The following is a 16,785-nucleotide window of genomic DNA, read 5'->3' as shown; positions in this document are numbered from 1 at the left end:
GCGTCACATCCGCTGCGGCGTTTTTAATCCGAGCAGATGCATCGTTCTCGCTAATGAAGCGCCCGTCAGCTCCGTCAGCTTCAGTCTCGCTTCCCTCAGGCTGCTGTCCTCGGTGACAATTCGTTCCTTGTTGTAAAAATGGTTGAACGCTTGAGCTACATCCAGCGCATACCGCGCCATCACCGACGGCTCGTTGTTCTGGATCCCGCGCTTCAGCTGGTCCGGGAAGCGGGTCAGCAGCTTCAGCAGCTCCCATCCGGAATCTCCGAGCTGGCCGTTTACCGCTTGGTCAGGCCCGGCCGTGCCACTCTCCGGTTCCCCGGCCGCGCGTCCTTTGGACAGCACGCTTTGGGTACGCGCATACGTGTACTGAAGATACGGCCCTGTCTCCCCGTCGAAATTCAGCGCTTCCTCCAGGGAAAAATCCACTTCGTTCAGGCGGTTGTTTTTCAAATCCCCGAAAATAATCGCCCCGATGCCGACCGCCTCCGCGACCTCCTCCTTATGTTCGAGGCTGCTGTTTTTCTCTTCGATGATTTGCAATGCCCGGGCAACCGCCTCATCCAGCACTTCCTCAAGATAAACGATCTTGCCGCGGCGGGTCGACATTTTCTTTCCTTCAAAGCGCATCAGGCCAAATGGCACATGCTCACATTGATCCACCCAGTCTGCTCCCATGCGGCGCAGCACGGCAAATACCTGCTGGAAGTGCAGCCTCTGCTCGCCGCCCACGACATACAGCAGCTTGTCGCCTTTCAAGACATCGTGCCGGTAAAGGGCGGTTGCCAGGTCACGCGTCGGGTAGATGGTCGTTCCGTCCGTTTTGATGATCAGGCAAGGCGGCATCCCCTCTTCATCCAGGCGCACGACCAGCGCGCCCTCGCTCTCTTCGAGCAGATGCTGGTCGCGCAGCTGATCCACGACGGCATCCATCTTGTCGTTGTAAAAGCTTTCCCCGAGCGTATAGTCGAAGCTGACGCCCAAGCGGTCATACATCCGCTGAAACTCCTTCAAGCTGACGTCCACGAAATATTTCCAGAGCCGGTAAGCTTCCTCATCCCCGGACTCCAACTTCCGGAACCAGTCCCTGGCCTCCGGCTCCAGCGTCTCATCATGGGGTGCTTCCTCATGAAACTGAACGTAGAGCTTCAGCGATTCTTTGATCGGATTGGCCGCAATGGCTTCATCGTTCCCCCAGCGTTTGTATGCGGCGATTTGCTTGCCGAACTGCGTGCCCCAGTCTCCCAGATGGTTGATGCTGGCCACGTCGTACCCCGCCAGTTTGTACATGTTGTACAGGGCGGCACCGATCATGGTGGAGCGCAGATGCCCGATGCCCATCGGCTTCGCGATGTTCGGCGAGGACATGTCGATGAGCACTTTTTCTCCTTTTCCCAGGTTCGGTCTCTGATCCGACACTGTTAACTCGTCCATGATTTGCTGCTCGTAGCGCTTACGGTCCAGCCTGAAGTTGACATAAGGGCCGGCGGCCTCCGCCTGTATTCCGTCTCGCCCGTCAAATTGGGCAGCCAGCTCTTTGGCGATGTCCGCAGGCGATTTTTTAAACGTTTTGGCCAGCGTAAAGCATGGGAAAGCGACATCCCCCATCTGCGGCTGCGGCGGGATTTCCAGCAGGTCTACCATTTGCTGCTTCGTCCACGGCACGTGCGGCACGAGCGCCGACGCGATCCATTCCTGTAACATAACAATCATCCTTTCCATATCGTAACGACTATCAAAAATTAAAAAGCCCCCGTCTCTAATATAGAGACGAGAGCTGAATTCCCGCGGTACCACTCTAAGTAAACGGTTCATGCGCCAGCACGGCATCCGTTTCCCTTGAAGCCTATAACGGCGGCTAACCGGACCTCTCTACTCCGCACCCATCTTGCGGTTATCGTTCAAAAGGCCGTCTCCCGGGTGCGCTTCATGAAGGCGCGGCATACCGGCTTCCACCATCCCCGGCTCGCTTGATGCCCTGACGCTTCACTACTCTCCCGTTCCATGACGTTCAATTTTCAATAGTATACACGGGGGACAGCAAAGAAAGCAACACCCCAATTTCCTTCTGCAGGATTGCCTGTTCATGTTACCTCTTATGCATCCTGTGCCCGTTGGCAGGAATCACCGGGACGGCATACGGCCAAATCGTTCATTTCCAGCAGCTCGATAAACTTGGCCAGCCTTGGCAGCAGCGGCTCCGCCTGCTCGCCGAACCGGGCATGGAGCTTGCCTGCGATATCCGCCACCGAGTGGGAACCGTCGCAGCAGGCGGCCACTTCACTGCCCAGCGCATCCAGCCGGATTTGGACGACCGCCGGCTGTTTCAGCCATTTGACTGACTGGCGGGCCAGCCACCCCTCCCGCGGCACGAACAACGTCACGATCCCTTCGTTCTTTTCCGCCTTCACCTTCGAATGCAGCACCGGAACTAAGTCCAGCAAGTTGATCGGTATTTCCGCGGCATCCTTCCGCTTTTTCCGGTAGCCCAGCATGTTGCTACACCTCCCGCTTCGTCACGACGGACTCTTTCTTTTGCCGGAGAGAGATCCAGGCCAGCATCACGACGACAAGCAGGAAAACGACCAGCGGAAGCACATTGCTGGAGACCAGAACGTCTTCCGGAATCGGAACGCCGAGCCAGATCAGGATCGCAATGATCACCCCGATCAGCGATTCGCCGGCGATCAGGCCCGAAGCCAGCAGCGTCCCCGTTTCCACCCTGGCTTTGAGCAATCCGGCGTCCTTCCGTGATCGCCATTCCACAAACCAGCGAACGATACCGCCGACCATGATCGGGGTGCTGACATGAATCGGCAGGTAGATGCCGACCGCTACGGTCAGCGAGTTGAGACCTAAGAACTCGAACACAATCGCCGAAGCCGCACCGATAAAAATCAGCTCCCACGGCAAATTGTTCGACATGATCCCCTCCACGATCAGCCGCATCAAAACGGCCTTTGGCGCTGGGAGCTGCTCCGATCCGAGTCCGTAGCTTTCGTTCAGTACGGATAGAATGAAGCCGATCACCAGGCCGGATACGAGTACCCCGATCATCATGGCCACCTGCTGCTTCCAAGGCGTCCCGCCCACCAGGTAACCTGTTTTCAAATCCTGGGAAATGTCCCCGGCCACAGCCAACGCGACGCAGACGATCGCTCCAACCGTCAGTGCGGCGATCATTCCGCCCATGCCTGATAACCCGGTCATTTTAAAAATAAACGTTACGATGAGCAGTGTCGCAATCGTCATGCCGGACACGGGTGATGAGGAGCTCCCCACCAGGCCAACAATCCGGGAAGCGACCGTAACGAACAAAAAGCCGAAAATGGCGATGGCGATCGCGCCAATGATCCCCACGTCGGTCAGCGGGGCAAACGCGATGATAATGACGAGAAGCGCAATCATGATCGTCACCCAAAAGCCGGGAATATCAAACTGGGTGCGGTCAAGCGTCACCTTCTGCTCGTTTCGTTTGCTCAAGCCGGACAAAGTCGCCGCCAGCGAGCTGAACAGCATGGGCAGGGTTTTGACCAGGGTAATCAATCCCCCTGCCGCCACTGCGCCCGCGCCAATGTAGCGGATGTAGCCTTCCCAGATGCCCCAGGCGTCCAGCTGCGGGATCGGCGCTTCGGCCGGTGACAGCACAGCCTGTGCGCCTCCGCCGAAAAAGCCGATCATCGGAATCATCACGAGCCAGGCCATGATCCCGCCGGCAAGCATCTGCCCCGAAATCGCCGGACCGATAATGTAGCCTACGCCAAGCAGCGCAGGGTATGTATCCATGCCGATGACCGCGTTTTTAAACCGATAAATGCCGGTTTCGATCTCGGTCTTGAACCACTTGAAGCCATCACCCAGCGCTTTCACCAGCCCGCCGGCGATAAATCCGTACAGCACCATTTTTGCGCTCTTGCCGCCGGTTTCTCCCGATATGAGCACTTCGGCACAGGCGGTGCCTTCCGGGTAAGGCAGCGTCTGATGCTCGTTGACGATCAGCAGCCGACGCAGCGGGATCATCATCGCAACGCCCAAAAATCCCCCGACGAGCACGATGAAGCTGACGGTTCCGATGCCCGGGACTTGATTCCACATGTAAAGGGCGGGCAGGGTAAAGATCGCCCCGGCTGCCACCGCCTCGCCCGCTGTCGTCATCGTTTGCACGATATTGTTTTCCAGAATCGATTTTCGTTTAAACAATCCTCGCAGGACACCGAGCGATATGACGGCGGCTGGAATGGATGCGCTGACCGTCAGCCCGATTTTAAGTCCCAGGTAGGCGTTGGCAGCCGCAAATACAACCGCCAGGATGATGCCCAGAATGACGGCCAGCACCGTAAGTTCCGGCAGTGTTCTGGATGCAGGTATGTAGGGGATGAAACTTGAAGATTCCTTAGTCTTTTGCTTGTCCATGTTGTTCTCCCTTCTGCCGATACAGGTTGTAGTAACCATCCATATGTTACCCGGATCCATGGAAAAACAATCGCATAGACGGATGTGGAACCCTGAAACGAAAAAAGCCTGACCGCCGGGTCATCCCCCGGCAATCAGGCAGTCGTTCAATGCTGTATAATGATCGGTCAGGCCGCGACGAGCATTTGCCGGCAGGCTTCGGCGCAGCGGCGGCAGGCCTCGGCGCATGCTTGGCAGTGATCGTGCTCGTGCTTGCTGCATTCTTCGGCGCACGCTTCGCAGGCCGTGATGCACAGCTCGCAGATCTGCGTCACAAACGGGCTATGGCGAAGCATCGATTGCGCCGCCAAATCGCAAATATCCGCGCATTCCCGGTCCAGACGGATGCATTCACGCAGCATGGCGAGCTCATATTCCTTCAGACTGGACACATAACACACATTACAGGCATTCATGCACTGCAAACAGGCTTCGATACAATCCTTGTACTGTTGTTCCTGATTCATCATGATCGATCTACCTCCCGTGATTGATTGCTCTGCACATCTATTAACCGTTTGGGAGGCGGTTTAACCAGGAAAATTCAGTCTGTCTCCCGCAGCCCGCCTTGTTCGAGGCTGAGCAGAGCCTGTTCGAGCTCACTCCGCGAAAAGTGCTCACCGATGAAAACCGCAACATCCGGAACATTTCCCTGCGGGGTGATTTTCATAAAATCGGACTCCCGGAAGGCATATTGGAATAGGAAGCGGCTGGCCGTATCGCTGAAGGTCAGCACACCTTTGGCCCGGTACACGTCCCGCGGAAGATTGGCGATCAACCGTTCAAAGGCCATGCTCTCAACGGGACCTTTAAAATAATGGGTGTAAACCATAACATGATCATGCGATTCATGGGCATGTGATTCATGGTGGTGCGATTTATGGGCATGACGCGGGTGGTGCAAAGGTTGCGATTCCCCGCCATGATCCGAAGCCGATTCACCGTGCGGTTCGGCGTTCTGCTCCCGGCCATTTTGCGGGAAGAGCTCTTCCGAAGCCTGCTTGCTCTCATTGTCCGCCGCGCGAGTCCAGTCTGCCTTGACTCCTCCCAGAGTATCAAGCAGCGCCGGGATGTCCACCCGGCACCGAACCGCCTTCCACACCCCAGCGTATCCGTTCCACCGTTCAACAATGCTCTGCAGCAGGCCTTCCTCCTCTTCTGTGACCCTGTCCATTTTGTTTAGGATCAATGCCGATGCACAGCGGATCTGTTCCTGCATGAGCCGGTAGGTTTTGCCCTTCTGAACGTTGTAAAGCTCCAGCAAGTGAGCGGAGTCCACGACCGTCATGATGCCCCTCAGGTCAATCGGCAAATAGAGAGCTGCCTCGGACACCCCCTCCAAAATTTCCATCGGATTGGCGATGCCCGTCGCTTCGACCACGATGACATCCGGTGCCTCGCGCTGGATCAGACCCGCGATTTCCCCGCTTAAGTCACCGCGGATCGAGCAGCAGATGCAGCCGCTCAGCATTTCCGTCATCGGGACCTGCTCCTGCACCTGCAGCCCGTCGAGGTTCACGTCACCGACCTCGTTCATGATGACGGCCGGCAGCAATCCCTCGCCTTGCCAATGGTCTATCAGCTGCTGCAGTAATGTCGTTTTTCCGCTACCGAGAAATCCGGACAATATGTAAATTGGCGTCGTTTGGCTCATATGATATCTCCTCCGTTATCCTTCCTTGCATGACTAGCACAGTGTACTACAGCACCCAGCACTGCTGCAAGGCACTCCGTTTCCCCCTCCCCTGCAGCTTACCACTGCTCAGTCACTGCCGTTGTCACCTTCAGCTTGCAAGGCATTCTGGAAAAGACTATCCTAGTGAAATAGCGAGAAAAGATCGTAGGAGTTGATAACGTATGAACATGAAGTCAGTGGACGAGCATCGAAGCCAGGCACCCGCGACCGTGTCCTGCATGGTCGTGACCGTCTCGGATACCCGTACCAAAGAAACCGATACCGGCGGGCAGCTGATGATCTCCCTGCTGGAGAAAGCGGGCTACCGGATTGCCGATTATACTATCGTGGCCGACGATTACGAGGGAATCCGCGAGCTGGTGCACGCAGCGTCAGCGCGGCCGGATGTCGAGGCTCTGCTGCTCACCGGGGGAACCGGCATTTCGCCGAGAGACACGACGTACGAGGCGGTCTCTTCCCTGCTGGACAAGGAAATGCCCGGCTTTGGAGAAATATTCCGGTACCTGAGTTATACGGAGGATATCGGGGCGGCAGCGATTCTGAGCCGGGCCATCGCCGGTACGGTCGGTAAGACCGCCGTCTTTTCCATGCCGGGGTCCAGAGGGGCCGTCAAGCTGGCGTTGGAAAAGATCATCGTGCCGGAGCTCCGGCATGTCATGCGGGAAATTTACAAGAAGGAATAGACTGCGGGTAAACGAAACGCAAACACAAAAATGCCGGACTCATCGCGGATGAGCCGGCATTTCGTTTTTTTCCCTGAATTATTTCATCCGCTCGATCAAGGAATTAAACACCTTTTTCACTTCCGGGTCGTATTTGCCCTTCTCTTTGCCGGAGGACGTGTAAATCAGCGAAGCGGTAGAATAGTTATAGATGACCGTCCGGGACCGCGGCGTATCGATCAATTTTTGGTCACCGTACCAGTTATGAATCCGCTCGATCCGCTCCGCTTCGTTTGAAAAGACATGCAGCGTAATATACTGCAGCGGATTGCCGGCGATCATGTACATATAACTGATATTGCCTCTTCCGTCCTCCGCGTACATCTCATGGGTCAGAGGGACCCCTTCATGCCCGAACTGAATTTGCATCTCCTTCAGAAACTTGCCGTTCAGCCCTTTGCCTTGGGATTGCGCCCGAAGGTTTCCCTCCGAATAAGACTGCATATTATATAGTTTGGTCTCTTTTTTGACGACTTCATGCGAATCGCATCCGGCCATGGCGGCTGTAACCAGCACACCGGCCAGAACTCCCGCTACCCGTTTCTTCATGATGGTTCATCCCTTCCAGATTCCTGTTGCCGATTGTAGCGGCACTAAGCTGATATAGGGTTAGAATGCCATCAAAGCATACGGTTTATGCAGCACGGTTCACTCGGACAAAGATTCCAAGCGGAGCAGCGTCCGCCCCACAGCTTTCCCGCGCAGAATAGCCTCCAGGACGTCCGGAAGGTCGCGCAATCCGCATTCGGTTAATCCCTGGGACAAAGCCGTCTCCGGCTTCCACGCCGATCCGAGCAGCTTCCAGACCCGGCTCCGGGTTTCCATCGGACAGAAGACGGAATCGATCCCGAACAGGTTGATACCGCGCAGGATAAAAGGATGAACCGTACTGTCGAACGCCGTTCCTCCGGTCAATCCGGAAAGGGCGATGCCGCCGCCGTATTTCACGCTTTTCAGCAGCGTCCCCAGCTGTGGACCCCCGACAGGGTCGACCACGCCGGCCCAGCGGCTCTTGGACAGCACGCCTTGAACCGGGGCGGAAATCTCTTCCCTCCCGACTACAGCGCTCGCTCCGAGCCCGGTGAGCCATTCCTTCTGGGCTTCCAGCTTGCCTGTGCTGGCAGTCACTTGATATCCGAGCCGCGACAATATGCTGACGGCAAAGCTGCCGACACCGCCCGTCGCTCCGGTCACCAGCACCTCCCCGCTGTCCGGCGTGAGGCCGCTCCGGATCAACGCGTCCACCGATAAGGCGGCGGTAAACCCGGCCGTCCCGATTCCCATAACCTCACGCATGCTGAGTCCCTCCGGAAGGTGTACGAGCCAATCACCTTTAAGACGGGCGTATTCGCTGAATCCTCCAAAGTGGTCGGTCCCTACACCGTACCCCGTGCACAGCACCTGGTCCCCAGGCTTAAACGCCGGGTGCTCCGAATGCGTGACTTCGCCAGCCAGATCAATCCCCGGCACCATCGGATACCTGGAAACGACCTTCCCATCAGGCAAGTTTGCCAATCCGTCCTTGTAATTCACCCCCGAATAATGAACACGGATCGTTACATCCCCCGGCGGCAGCTGGCCCTCGGTCAGCGTTTCGATCCCGCTCCGGAATCCGCCATTCTCGTCTTTTCGGACCATAAAAGCCTGAAACTTTTCCATATGCGTCGTCCCTCCTTAAGATCGTCCATATTATACCTCTCAGCAGAGCCCCTTTCAAAATACAAGGACGCAACCCGATGCTCTGTCCTCCCAGTATCAAATAGTTCATGGCATGAAATGTTGGGAGCTTGGCATGGTCAAGCCAGTCATCAACCTATCGCGTGATTGACAACTGTCGAATAATCGGGAAGTGCATCGGAGTATGCCTGATTGTGCGCTTTCCCGAGAAATAATGCCCTGCTTCCCACCTTAAATTTCCGCACGAGAAGAACCCGTCTCGATATTATTATTGGTTAAGCGGTAAGACTGACGGTCTCCAGATACTAATACAGTCTAATATATAAAAAAAGGGGCGACCCTTGGTCCCCCCTCATCGGCTCGTTCCGCAGCTACTCATCCTGCTGCATATATTCGGCCACCATCTTTTGCTTCAAGTCCCATACTTTCTCGCTGATATTGATGCGGTAAATTTCCGGGTTCAGCTTGCGTAAGTATTCCGGCCAAAATAAATCCATCTGCTCCCGGTGGTATTCCCGGATTTCATCCAGCGATGGCAGTTTGTACACCAGCAGGCCGTTCTCGAAAACCGGTGTGAGCATTTCAATGGCATCATAGTTTTTTACGTATTTCTGCAAGTACGGATGCTGCGGATTAAACAGCTTCAGACGGAGGCCGTCATGCGGCTTCTCCTCGCCAGGGAAGGCGATGTAATCCGCCGTTGCTTTCCCGCTGACCCGGTCCACGATCCGGTAGACGTCCTTTTTGCCCGGCGTCGATACTTTTTCGGGATTGCCCGATATTTTGATCGTCGGAACCATCTCGCCTTTAATCTCGCGCTCCACCAGCTTATATACACCGCCCAACGCCGGTTGGTCGGCTGCCGTGATCAGCTGGGTGCCTACGCCCCACGTATCGATCCGCGCCCCCTGCGCCTTCAGGTTAAAAATGGTGTTCTCGTCGAGGTCATTGGAGGCCACGATCTTCACATAGTTCAATCCAGCCAGATCGAGCATCTCGCGCGCTTTGATCGACAGGTACGCCAAGTCACCGCTGTCCAGGCGGATGGCGTTCATCTTCTTGCCCATTGCCTCCAGCTTCTTGGCCGTTTCGATCGCATGCGGCACACCGCTCTTGAGCGTGTCGTACGTGTCCACGAGGAGCGTCACTTGATCCGGCATAACCTTGGCATAGACGTCGAACGCTGCCTGTTCGCTTTCGAAGGTCTGCACCCATGAATGGGCGTGCGTTCCTTTTGTCGGGATGCCGAACTTCTCTCCAGCGAGCATATTGGAGGTTGCGTGAAAACCGGCCACATAAGCGGCCCGTGCCCCCCATACCGCCGCATCGGCTTCCTGCGCACGGCGCGTGCCGAATTCGAGCAAAATATCGTCGCCGGCGACCTGCTTAATCCGTGACGCCTTCGTGGCAATCAGCGTCTGGAAGTTCATGAAATTGAGCAGCGCCGTTTCCACCAGCTGGGCTTCCATAATGGTGCCTTCCACGCGGACCAACGGTTCGTTCGGAAAGACGAGCGCGCCTTCCTTCATCGAGTGCAGTGTGCCGCAAAACCGGAACTGCTTTAATTCCTCCAAAAACGCCGAATCGTAATTCTCTTCCTGCTCGGATAAATACTTAATATCCTCATCGGTAAACCGGAGATTGGCTATGTAATGCACGATACGCTCCAGGCCGGCAAAAACCGCATACCCGTTTCCGAAGGGAAGCTTGCGGAAGTACGCCTCGAACACCGCTTTTTGCCGATGCGAGCCATTCACCCAATGCGCGTACATCATGTTGATTTGGTATTTATCCGTGTGTAAGGCCAGACCCATCGTCTGCATCCCGAGTTCCTCCTTGCTGATACGCCTGTCATATCAGGCAGGCCCGGTGTCCCGGGCCATCGTCTTTACTGCTCTGCTCCTTTGACAACCTGCGCACCCAAACTGTTTTTAAAATGCTGCAATGCCCACGTATGCCCATCCGGGTTGAAGCTGGCTACAGCGTCTTCGTACACCGTAATGCCGAAGCCCTTATTGTACGCCTCTACAGCGGTGTGCAGCACGCAAATATCGGTACATACCCCGATCAGATGCACTTCGGTGATGCCGCGCTCCCTCAATTTGAGTTCGAGATCCGTTCCGCAAAAAGCGCTGTACCGCGTTTTGTCCATCCAGTAAATCGCATCGCGATGGTCGTTGTATACCTTCTCCAGCGGGCCGTACAGTTCTCTTCCCCGCGTGCCGCGAAGGTTGTGGGGAGGAAACAGCTTCGTCTCCGGATGATGAGGATCGTCCTTCTCATGCAGATCCACAGCCATGACGACCCAGTCGCCGCGATCGATGAAGTCTTTAGTGATGGCGGCTACCGCCGGCGCGATATCTACCGCAGGCTGGCCTACTGGCAGGCTTCCGTCGACAAAATCATTCGTAAAATCGATAACGATCAGTGCTTTCATCTACCTTCACTCCCTTAGGTATAAATGGACAGCAGCGGCACGTAATCGGTGAACCGGTACAGCTGTGCCGGTCGCTGGGAATACTGGTTGGAGCTCAGCGGCTTTCCGTTCTCGTCGCGTACTTCTTCGAGGATCCCCTGCCGGCTGCGCGTAGACGTAATTTTACGGATAAAATTCGGCTCGCTGAATTCCGGAACGACGGTCTGGATGACCTGGTACAGCTCGCTTAACGTAAACTGCTCGGGCAAAAATTGGCGCGCAATCGTGGAATGCAGCATCTGCTGCTGAATCCGGTGGTACGCATCCTGGATGATTTCCCGGTGGTCAAAGGCCAGCTCCAGCTCGTTCAGCACCTCATCGATGCCGAACAGGCCAACCTCGCCGGCATCGTCCGCCGCCTGTCTGCTCTCCAGCATCCATTCTTCCACCAGGGCGAAGAAAGCGTTGCTGATAATCCAGCCGCGCGGGTCTCTTCCCGGCTTGCTGTATACGCCTAAATACTCGAGGTGTCCGCCGTCGACGCCGGTTTCTTCCTTGAGCTCACGCTTCGCCGCGTCGTAAATCGATTCGCTTTCCTGGCAGAATCCTCCGGGCAGCGCCCACATCCCTGCGAACGGCCACGACTTCCGGCGGATCAGCATGACCTTGAGCTCCCGGATCGGCAGCGTTTTGGTCACGGTCTTGCGCTCGCGCTTGGTCAGCGTAAACATCACAATGTCCGCGGGAACACCGTCAGGCGTGCGGTACTTCTTCGGGGAGTACCCCATCTCCTCGGCGGTCTTCTCTTTCGGTCTGCCGCTTGCTTTCTCATTATCTGTCATCTTATCACCACATAACATCTTTTTGATACTTTCATTATGAACTATAGATAAAAAAAGTCAAGTCATTCTGTCTATGTTGTGTAAGCCGCGTTCTGTTTGTTTGGTCCTGCACAAGAAAGCAAGGATCCCCCTTAAATCGCTACTAGCGGTTTACTACCCGAAACGTAGCCGTCGCCATACAAGCCAAAGTGCCTTCACTGTCGTTAATTTTTGCTTCGGTGACGAGAGACCGGCCCGCTTCGTGAAGCACCTTGGCCGTGACCGTCAGCCTTCCGGGAACCATCGCATTCATAAAGTGTACGTTAATGTCGGTGGTAACGCAGCTGTCGATATTTTTAGCCGCCGTTGCTACCATCCCCATCGCCTGGTCCATCAAGGATGTCAGCACGCCCCCATGGATGATGCCCATGGAATTGGTGTGGTGCTGCTTGGCATCGAGCGCAATGACCACTTCTTCCTTACTTGCGGATACCAGCTCGCAGCCGAGATACGCCCAGAAGGAATCCTGTCCCCGGGCCACCATTTGTTCCAATGCGTTCATTGTCGTCTCCCCCATGCTGTCATTTTCGCGTACTTCCCCCAGCATCCTTTGCCGGAGGAGCCTTCGTTTCTATGTTTTCAGCGATAACTGTTTACGTTCATGTTTAACCAAATTCGTCTGCTCTATCCCACAAGTCGGCTGGATAGCCTACCGACTGGCTTGATTCCCCTCGTTTCCCGATGACGAAAAATAACCCCACAGCGGCGTGGGGCCTTCGCTCCGATGTTATTCTGGTACTCAGCGAAACCACGAAAGCCATGCGATCTGCATTTGAAAAAAAGGCGCGGACGTCTCGTCCGCAGCCTTGTAAAGGTTAGCCGCAGCTGGAAGGAGGCGCTTCCGTTCCCGCTTCCACGTTGACCTTTTCCGATACCGTATCATGGATGACGGAAATGACCAGCTGCAGCAAATAGTTAATATCGCTTTGGCTTTGCTGAAATTCGTTCACGAGAGGAATCGCATCGATCTCATCCTGCAGCGCTTCGATTTCTTTCTCGATTTTGGCAACCATTTCCTGATTTTGGAAGGATTCGAAGGCCACGATCTCTTTCTGCTTCTTCTTGATTGTGGCAATAAGGCTTTGTACGCGCTCATGATTGCGGATTTTCTCCTCCGCCTTCTGGAATTGCTGCACTTCTTCACTTCCGGAAATCAGTTCGGCCAATTCCTTGGCCTTGGACATAATATCGTCGCGGATCACAAGATCCTTCGTATCATAGGACATCATGCCGTATTTATTGATATGACCCTTCTCCATCTCGGTTCAATACCCCTATTCTGTTATGGAATTTACTGAGTTATCGCTGCTTCGGCCTGTGGTACATCCACGACTTCGCCTTTGATGTACCAAGTCATCGCATCCGTAATTTTGACGTTTACGAAGCTGCCGATCAATTCCTTGCTGCCTTCAAAATGGACAAGCTTGCTGGTGCGCGTTCTTCCTGCCAGGATGGAGGCGTTGTTTTTGCTCTCGCCTTCCACCAGCACCTCGACGATCTGCCCGCGAAGATTTTCGTGGCTCTTGCGGCTGTACTCCTCAATCGTCCGGTTCAGGCGCTGCAGCCGCTCGCTCTTCACTTCCATGGACACATTGTCTTCCATGACGGCCGCCGGCGTACCTTCCCGAGGGGAATAAATAAAGGTGTACGCCGAGTCAAAGCCGACTTCGCGCACCAGGCTCAGCGTATCCTCAAACTGCTCTTCGGTTTCGCCCGGGAAGCCGACGATGATGTCGGTCGTCAGCACCAATCCTGGCACGGTTTCCTTCAGCTTGCGAACCAGCTCCAGGTAAATTTCGCGGGTGTACTTCCGGCCCATGATTTTGAGAATTTCGTTGTTGCCCGACTGCACCGGCAAATGGATATGCTCAACGAGGTTGCCCCCTTTGCCGAGGACCTCCACCAGATGATCGTCGAAGTCGCGCGGATGCGATGTTGTAAACCGGACGCGCGGGATATCGATTTTGCGGATATCGTCCATCAGGTCGGCAAACGTGTACCGGATATCGTCAAAATCCTTTCCGTAAGCGTTCACGTTCTGGCCGAGAAGGGTAACCTCCTTGAAGCCCTGGCGCGCCAAATCACGAACCTCGGCGATCACGTCTTCCGGCCGGCGGGAGCGCTCTTTCCCCCGGGTAAACGGAACGATGCAGTATGTACAGAACTTGTCGCAGCCGTACATAATGTTGACCCACGCCCGCAGTCCTTCACGCTTCTTCGGCAGGTTCTCAATGATGTCGCCTTCCTTGGACCACACTTCCACGACCATCTCTTTGCTGAACAGCGCTTCCTTGATGAGCATCGGCAGCCGGTGAATATTGTGCGTACCGAAGATCATGTCCACGAAGCCATGCTTCTGCATAATCCGGTTGACGACGCCTTCTTCCTGAGACATACAGCCGCAAACGCCAAGCAGCATATCGGGCTTCCCCGTCTTCAGGTGCTTGAGATGGCCGAGCTCGCCGAACACTTTGTCCTCTGCATTCTCACGGATGGCGCATGTGTTCAGCAGAATGATGTCAGCTTCCTTGCGGTCTTCGGTAGCGGTGTAGCCCATCATCTCCAGCATGCCCTTGATCGTCTCGGAGTCATGCTCGTTCATCTGGCAGCCGAACGTGTATACGATATAATGCTTGCCTGCTCCAATCCCTTGAAGCTCTTCCGGCACCGCGTTCTCATACAGCACTTGAACGTCTTCCTTGCGCCGTTTCTTGCTTTGTCTATGGTTAGGCTCCGAAATAATATGAATCTCACGGCCCTTGATCCGGATCTTCTTTCCGAATTCGTCCTCTGACAGAACTTTGGCATCGGAGAAATCAAAATATTTGGAGTAATCCTTCGTTTCCTTCGCCATGCTGTTGACCACTCCTTTAATCCAGGGATCCCCTGTTAAACGACATTCTAATAAATTATAGCATGAACCTAATGGCATATCTACTGATTGCCGGGACTTCCATCTATGTATAAGCATAGCCGAATCGTTGCATCGAAAGACATCTTACGTGCATCACACCACTGATTGAACAACAAAAAAACGGAGGATCGCTCCCCCGTTCTACAGGCCTGCCGGCCTGGTCAGTCGTTGTTAGTCAATGATTTCAGCCGTATCTCCGGTTTTGGCGCCAGCTGCGTTGGCCTCGTCCGTGTCGATATGCATGTCGAGCGCAAACGAATCGGATACGCGCGCAATGACGTTTTCAAACACCAGTCCGCGCTCGCCGCCGATGCGCACTTTCAGATGCTGCTTATCGGCAATGCCCCAGCCTTCCGCGTCGCTCGTGTGAAAATGGATATGACGAGCAGCAACGATCACGCCCTTCTCCAGTTCGATCTCACCTTGCGGACCTTTTACCTTGATGCCTGGGGTTCCTTCAATATTTCCGGACTCACGGACAGGAGCTTTTACGCCGATGGCGAAAGAATCCGTACGGGAAATTTCCAGCTGGCTTGCCGAACGGGCAGGCCCTAAAATTCTAACCTTATCAAATTGACCCTTCGGACCGATAACGGCCACCGTTTCATTGGCGGCGAATTGTCCGGGTTGGGATAGCGGTTTAAATTCGGTCAGCTGATAGCCTTGACCAAACAAAGCTTCAATATGTTCTTGGGTAAGATGGATATGTCGTGCGGACACGCCTACAGGTACAGTTTTACTCACGTGGATCACTCCTTAAATTTTCTCTATGTTCTGTACAGGCCAGACTCATTATACATCCTTTTACCCAAAAAAGAAAAAGACGTGACCGCTTTCATTCCAACTTTCATGCATTTCCTGCCATTCTGCTACAAGATTGTCAAAATGTCTGCTCCGTATTGCCAAAACATGGTTTAATTCCACCCGAATCAAACCGGTTTAGCCGGAAGATGCCTGCTCAGAAAAGAGAGCGCATTGCCCGACATCCATCCTTTGACCAGATCCTCCGGATAGCGGGCAAGCAGCAGATCGATAAACGCCGGATAGCGTCCGGGATGCTCCAGATCCTGAATCCATGTTTCGATCCCGTCAAAATCGGAGCCGAACATGAGCATGTTCCCCGCTCCCTGCTCGCACATCCGCTCAATATGGGGAAGAACATCTGCAGGAACGACCGGCCCTGGACCTTCTTTTACAAAATACGGCACAAACGTAATTCCAATGCGCCCGTCCATCGCGGCGATCGCCCGAATCTGCTCATCGTTCAAATTACGGGGATGCGGGCACACCATCTTTGCATTGGAGTGGGAAGCGATAAACGGCCGTTTCGATCGTTCGGCCAGCTCCCAAAACCCGGCCTCCGATAAATGGGATACGTCCAGCAGCAAACCGGTTTCGTTGCACAGCTCAATGAGCTGTTTCCCTTTTTCGGTAAAGCCTCCCTTGCGCTTCTCCATCACGCCGTCGGCGGCCCAGTTCGCATGGTTCCACGTAATCCCAAGGAACCTCACGCCCAGATCATAGCACACTTTGACATAAAACAAGTTTCCCTCGAATCCGTCGACGCCCTCCACGGACAGAAGCCCCCACGGCTGAAGGGCGTGGCTTTGAGGCGGGTGCTGCTCCGCCGCCTTTACGGCATGCTCCAGCGAGGCTGCGTCTTCTCTCCATTTCATCCACCGGACGCCTTCCTGCACGGGAACGACACGGGAGGTAAACACGTCAATCTGATCCAATATATGCTCAAAGCGGGGAATCCCCCGTTCCTCGGACAAAAAGATAGCGAAGGTTTGCAGCGCCACTCCTCCTTCCTGCAGACGCTTGTAAGTCACATCCAGCATCGGATCGTCCGCAAAGGAGATGCTTTTATCCTTCACCATTTTACTTAATACATCACAATGATAATCCACCACCGGAATTGTCATGCTTATGCCTCTCCTTTCCGCGGTACGCAAGCAAAAAAACCTGTCTATCCCATATAAACTGAATCAAAGTCCGGGTACTCACCGAGCACCTCTAATCCGGCT

General features: G+C 54.7%; 16 protein-coding genes and 1 other annotated feature. Of the genes, 1 reads left to right on the top strand and 15 read right to left on the bottom strand.

What is annotated here, in order from left to right; translation table 11 throughout:
• Nucleotides 1-3 precede the first annotated feature (3 nt).
• The 5 genes from argS to KI379_RS07965 all read right to left on the bottom strand — a co-directional run bounded on the left by argS (nt 4) and on the right by KI379_RS07965 (nt 6,106).
• Entirely contained in the window at nt 4-1,704 is a 1,701-nt protein-coding gene (argS, locus tag KI379_RS07985) for an arginine--tRNA ligase (protein ID WP_212983239.1), read from the bottom strand.
• Between the two features lie 59 nt (nt 1,705-1,763).
• Nucleotides 1,764-2,014 (bottom strand) — a binding site (T-box leader).
• A gap of 82 nt (nt 2,015-2,096) precedes the next feature.
• A complete protein-coding gene (locus KI379_RS07980; RefSeq protein WP_212983238.1) occupies nt 2,097-2,495 on the bottom strand; it encodes a PqqD family protein in 399 nt (132 codons plus the stop codon).
• A gap of 4 nt (nt 2,496-2,499) precedes the next feature.
• Nucleotides 2,500-4,413 (bottom strand): OPT family oligopeptide transporter, encoded by a 1,914-nt coding sequence (locus KI379_RS07975; RefSeq protein WP_212983237.1) that lies wholly within the window; start codon nt 4,411-4,413, stop codon nt 2,500-2,502.
• A gap of 167 nt (nt 4,414-4,580) precedes the next feature.
• Nucleotides 4,581-4,919 carry a four-helix bundle copper-binding protein gene (locus KI379_RS07970; protein ID WP_076169531.1) on the bottom strand — a complete coding sequence of 113 codons (339 nt, stop codon included), beginning with the start codon at nt 4,917-4,919 and terminating at the stop codon, nt 4,581-4,583.
• 77 nt (nt 4,920-4,996) lie between these two features.
• Complete coding sequence (locus KI379_RS07965) at nt 4,997-6,106, bottom strand: CobW family GTP-binding protein (protein WP_212983236.1); 1,110 nt, start codon at nt 6,104-6,106, stop codon at nt 4,997-4,999.
• A 203-nt stretch (nt 6,107-6,309) separates the two neighbouring features.
• Between KI379_RS07965 and KI379_RS07960 the strand changes: the two genes are divergently transcribed.
• Nucleotides 6,310-6,831 carry a MogA/MoaB family molybdenum cofactor biosynthesis protein gene (locus tag KI379_RS07960; protein WP_145156782.1) on the top strand — a complete coding sequence of 174 codons (522 nt, stop codon included), beginning with the start codon at nt 6,310-6,312 and terminating at the stop codon, nt 6,829-6,831.
• Nucleotides 6,832-6,909: 78 nt separating this feature from the next.
• On the opposite strand, the gene KI379_RS07955 is transcribed toward KI379_RS07960, so the two are convergent.
• The 10 genes from KI379_RS07955 to KI379_RS07910 all read right to left on the bottom strand — a co-directional run bounded on the left by KI379_RS07955 (nt 6,910) and on the right by KI379_RS07910 (nt 16,683).
• A complete protein-coding gene (locus tag KI379_RS07955; protein ID WP_076167956.1) occupies nt 6,910-7,419 on the bottom strand; it encodes a hypothetical protein in 510 nt (169 codons plus the stop codon).
• Between the two features lie 99 nt (nt 7,420-7,518).
• Nucleotides 7,519-8,529 (bottom strand): acrylyl-CoA reductase family protein, encoded by a 1,011-nt coding sequence (locus tag KI379_RS07950; RefSeq protein WP_212983235.1) that lies wholly within the window; start codon nt 8,527-8,529, stop codon nt 7,519-7,521.
• Nucleotides 8,530-8,918: 389 nt separating this feature from the next.
• The gene (locus tag KI379_RS07945) at nt 8,919-10,370 is read right to left on the bottom strand and encodes a nicotinate phosphoribosyltransferase (protein ID WP_089546578.1); all 1,452 of its coding nucleotides are present in this window, start codon (nt 10,368-10,370) and stop codon (nt 8,919-8,921) included.
• Nucleotides 10,371-10,435: 65 nt separating this feature from the next.
• On the bottom strand, nt 10,436-10,984 hold the full coding sequence (locus tag KI379_RS07940) for a cysteine hydrolase family protein (RefSeq protein ID WP_212983234.1): 549 nt from the start codon (nt 10,982-10,984) through the stop codon (nt 10,436-10,438).
• A 14-nt stretch (nt 10,985-10,998) separates the two neighbouring features.
• The gene (locus tag KI379_RS07935) at nt 10,999-11,751 is read right to left on the bottom strand and encodes an NUDIX hydrolase (protein ID WP_076169533.1); all 753 of its coding nucleotides are present in this window, start codon (nt 11,749-11,751) and stop codon (nt 10,999-11,001) included.
• A gap of 196 nt (nt 11,752-11,947) precedes the next feature.
• The gene (locus KI379_RS07930; protein WP_212983233.1) at nt 11,948-12,346 is read right to left on the bottom strand and encodes a PaaI family thioesterase; all 399 of its coding nucleotides are present in this window, start codon (nt 12,344-12,346) and stop codon (nt 11,948-11,950) included.
• 313 nt (nt 12,347-12,659) lie between these two features.
• Complete coding sequence (locus tag KI379_RS07925; protein ID WP_076167971.1) at nt 12,660-13,103, bottom strand: RicAFT regulatory complex protein RicA family protein; 444 nt, start codon at nt 13,101-13,103, stop codon at nt 12,660-12,662.
• 32 nt (nt 13,104-13,135) lie between these two features.
• Nucleotides 13,136-14,698, bottom strand: coding sequence for a tRNA (N6-isopentenyl adenosine(37)-C2)-methylthiotransferase MiaB (gene miaB / locus KI379_RS07920; RefSeq protein ID WP_212983232.1), 1,563 nt, complete (start codon nt 14,696-14,698; stop codon nt 13,136-13,138).
• 231 nt (nt 14,699-14,929) lie between these two features.
• Nucleotides 14,930-15,502 (bottom strand): phosphate propanoyltransferase, encoded by a 573-nt coding sequence (gene pduL / locus KI379_RS07915; RefSeq protein ID WP_076167976.1) that lies wholly within the window; start codon nt 15,500-15,502, stop codon nt 14,930-14,932.
• Nucleotides 15,503-15,687: 185 nt separating this feature from the next.
• Nucleotides 15,688-16,683, bottom strand: coding sequence for a dipeptidase (locus tag KI379_RS07910; RefSeq protein WP_212983231.1), 996 nt, complete (start codon nt 16,681-16,683; stop codon nt 15,688-15,690).
• Between the last annotated feature and the right edge of the window lie 102 nt (nt 16,684-16,785).

Origin of the sequence: Paenibacillus cineris (assembly GCF_018333335.1) — a bacterium.
GTDB lineage: Bacteria > Bacillota > Bacilli > Paenibacillales > Paenibacillaceae > Paenibacillus_AQ > Paenibacillus_AQ favisporus.
Note: the sequence above shows the minus strand (reverse complement) of the source record. Positions and strands in the feature narration are given on the sequence as shown.

Coding starts and splice junctions, on each gene's coding strand:
- argS (WP_212983239.1), bottom strand. CDS start 1,704: ATGTTACAGGAATGGATCGCGTCGGCGCTCGTGCCGCACGTGCCGTGG.
- KI379_RS07980 (WP_212983238.1), bottom strand. CDS start 2,495: ATGCTGGGCTACCGGAAAAAGCGGAAGGATGCCGCGGAAATACCGATC.
- KI379_RS07975 (WP_212983237.1), bottom strand. CDS start 4,413: ATGGACAAGCAAAAGACTAAGGAATCTTCAAGTTTCATCCCCTACATA.
- KI379_RS07970 (WP_076169531.1), bottom strand. CDS start 4,919: ATGAATCAGGAACAACAGTACAAGGATTGTATCGAAGCCTGTTTGCAG.
- KI379_RS07965 (WP_212983236.1), bottom strand. CDS start 6,106: ATGAGCCAAACGACGCCAATTTACATATTGTCCGGATTTCTCGGTAGC.
- KI379_RS07960 (WP_145156782.1), top strand. CDS start 6,310: ATGAACATGAAGTCAGTGGACGAGCATCGAAGCCAGGCACCCGCGACC.
- KI379_RS07955 (WP_076167956.1), bottom strand. CDS start 7,419: ATGAAGAAACGGGTAGCGGGAGTTCTGGCCGGTGTGCTGGTTACAGCC.
- KI379_RS07950 (WP_212983235.1), bottom strand. CDS start 8,529: ATGGAAAAGTTTCAGGCTTTTATGGTCCGAAAAGACGAGAATGGCGGA.
- KI379_RS07945 (WP_089546578.1), bottom strand. CDS start 10,370: ATGCAGACGATGGGTCTGGCCTTACACACGGATAAATACCAAATCAAC.
- KI379_RS07940 (WP_212983234.1), bottom strand. CDS start 10,984: ATGAAAGCACTGATCGTTATCGATTTTACGAATGATTTTGTCGACGGA.
- KI379_RS07935 (WP_076169533.1), bottom strand. CDS start 11,751: ATGGGGTACTCCCCGAAGAAGTACCGCACGCCTGACGGTGTTCCCGCG.
- KI379_RS07930 (WP_212983233.1), bottom strand. CDS start 12,346: ATGAACGCATTGGAACAAATGGTGGCCCGGGGACAGGATTCCTTCTGG.
- KI379_RS07925 (WP_076167971.1), bottom strand. CDS start 13,103: ATGGAGAAGGGTCATATCAATAAATACGGCATGATGTCCTATGATACG.
- miaB (WP_212983232.1), bottom strand. CDS start 14,698: ATGGCGAAGGAAACGAAGGATTACTCCAAATATTTTGATTTCTCCGAT.
- KI379_RS07910 (WP_212983231.1), bottom strand. CDS start 16,683: ATGACAATTCCGGTGGTGGATTATCATTGTGATGTATTAAGTAAAATG.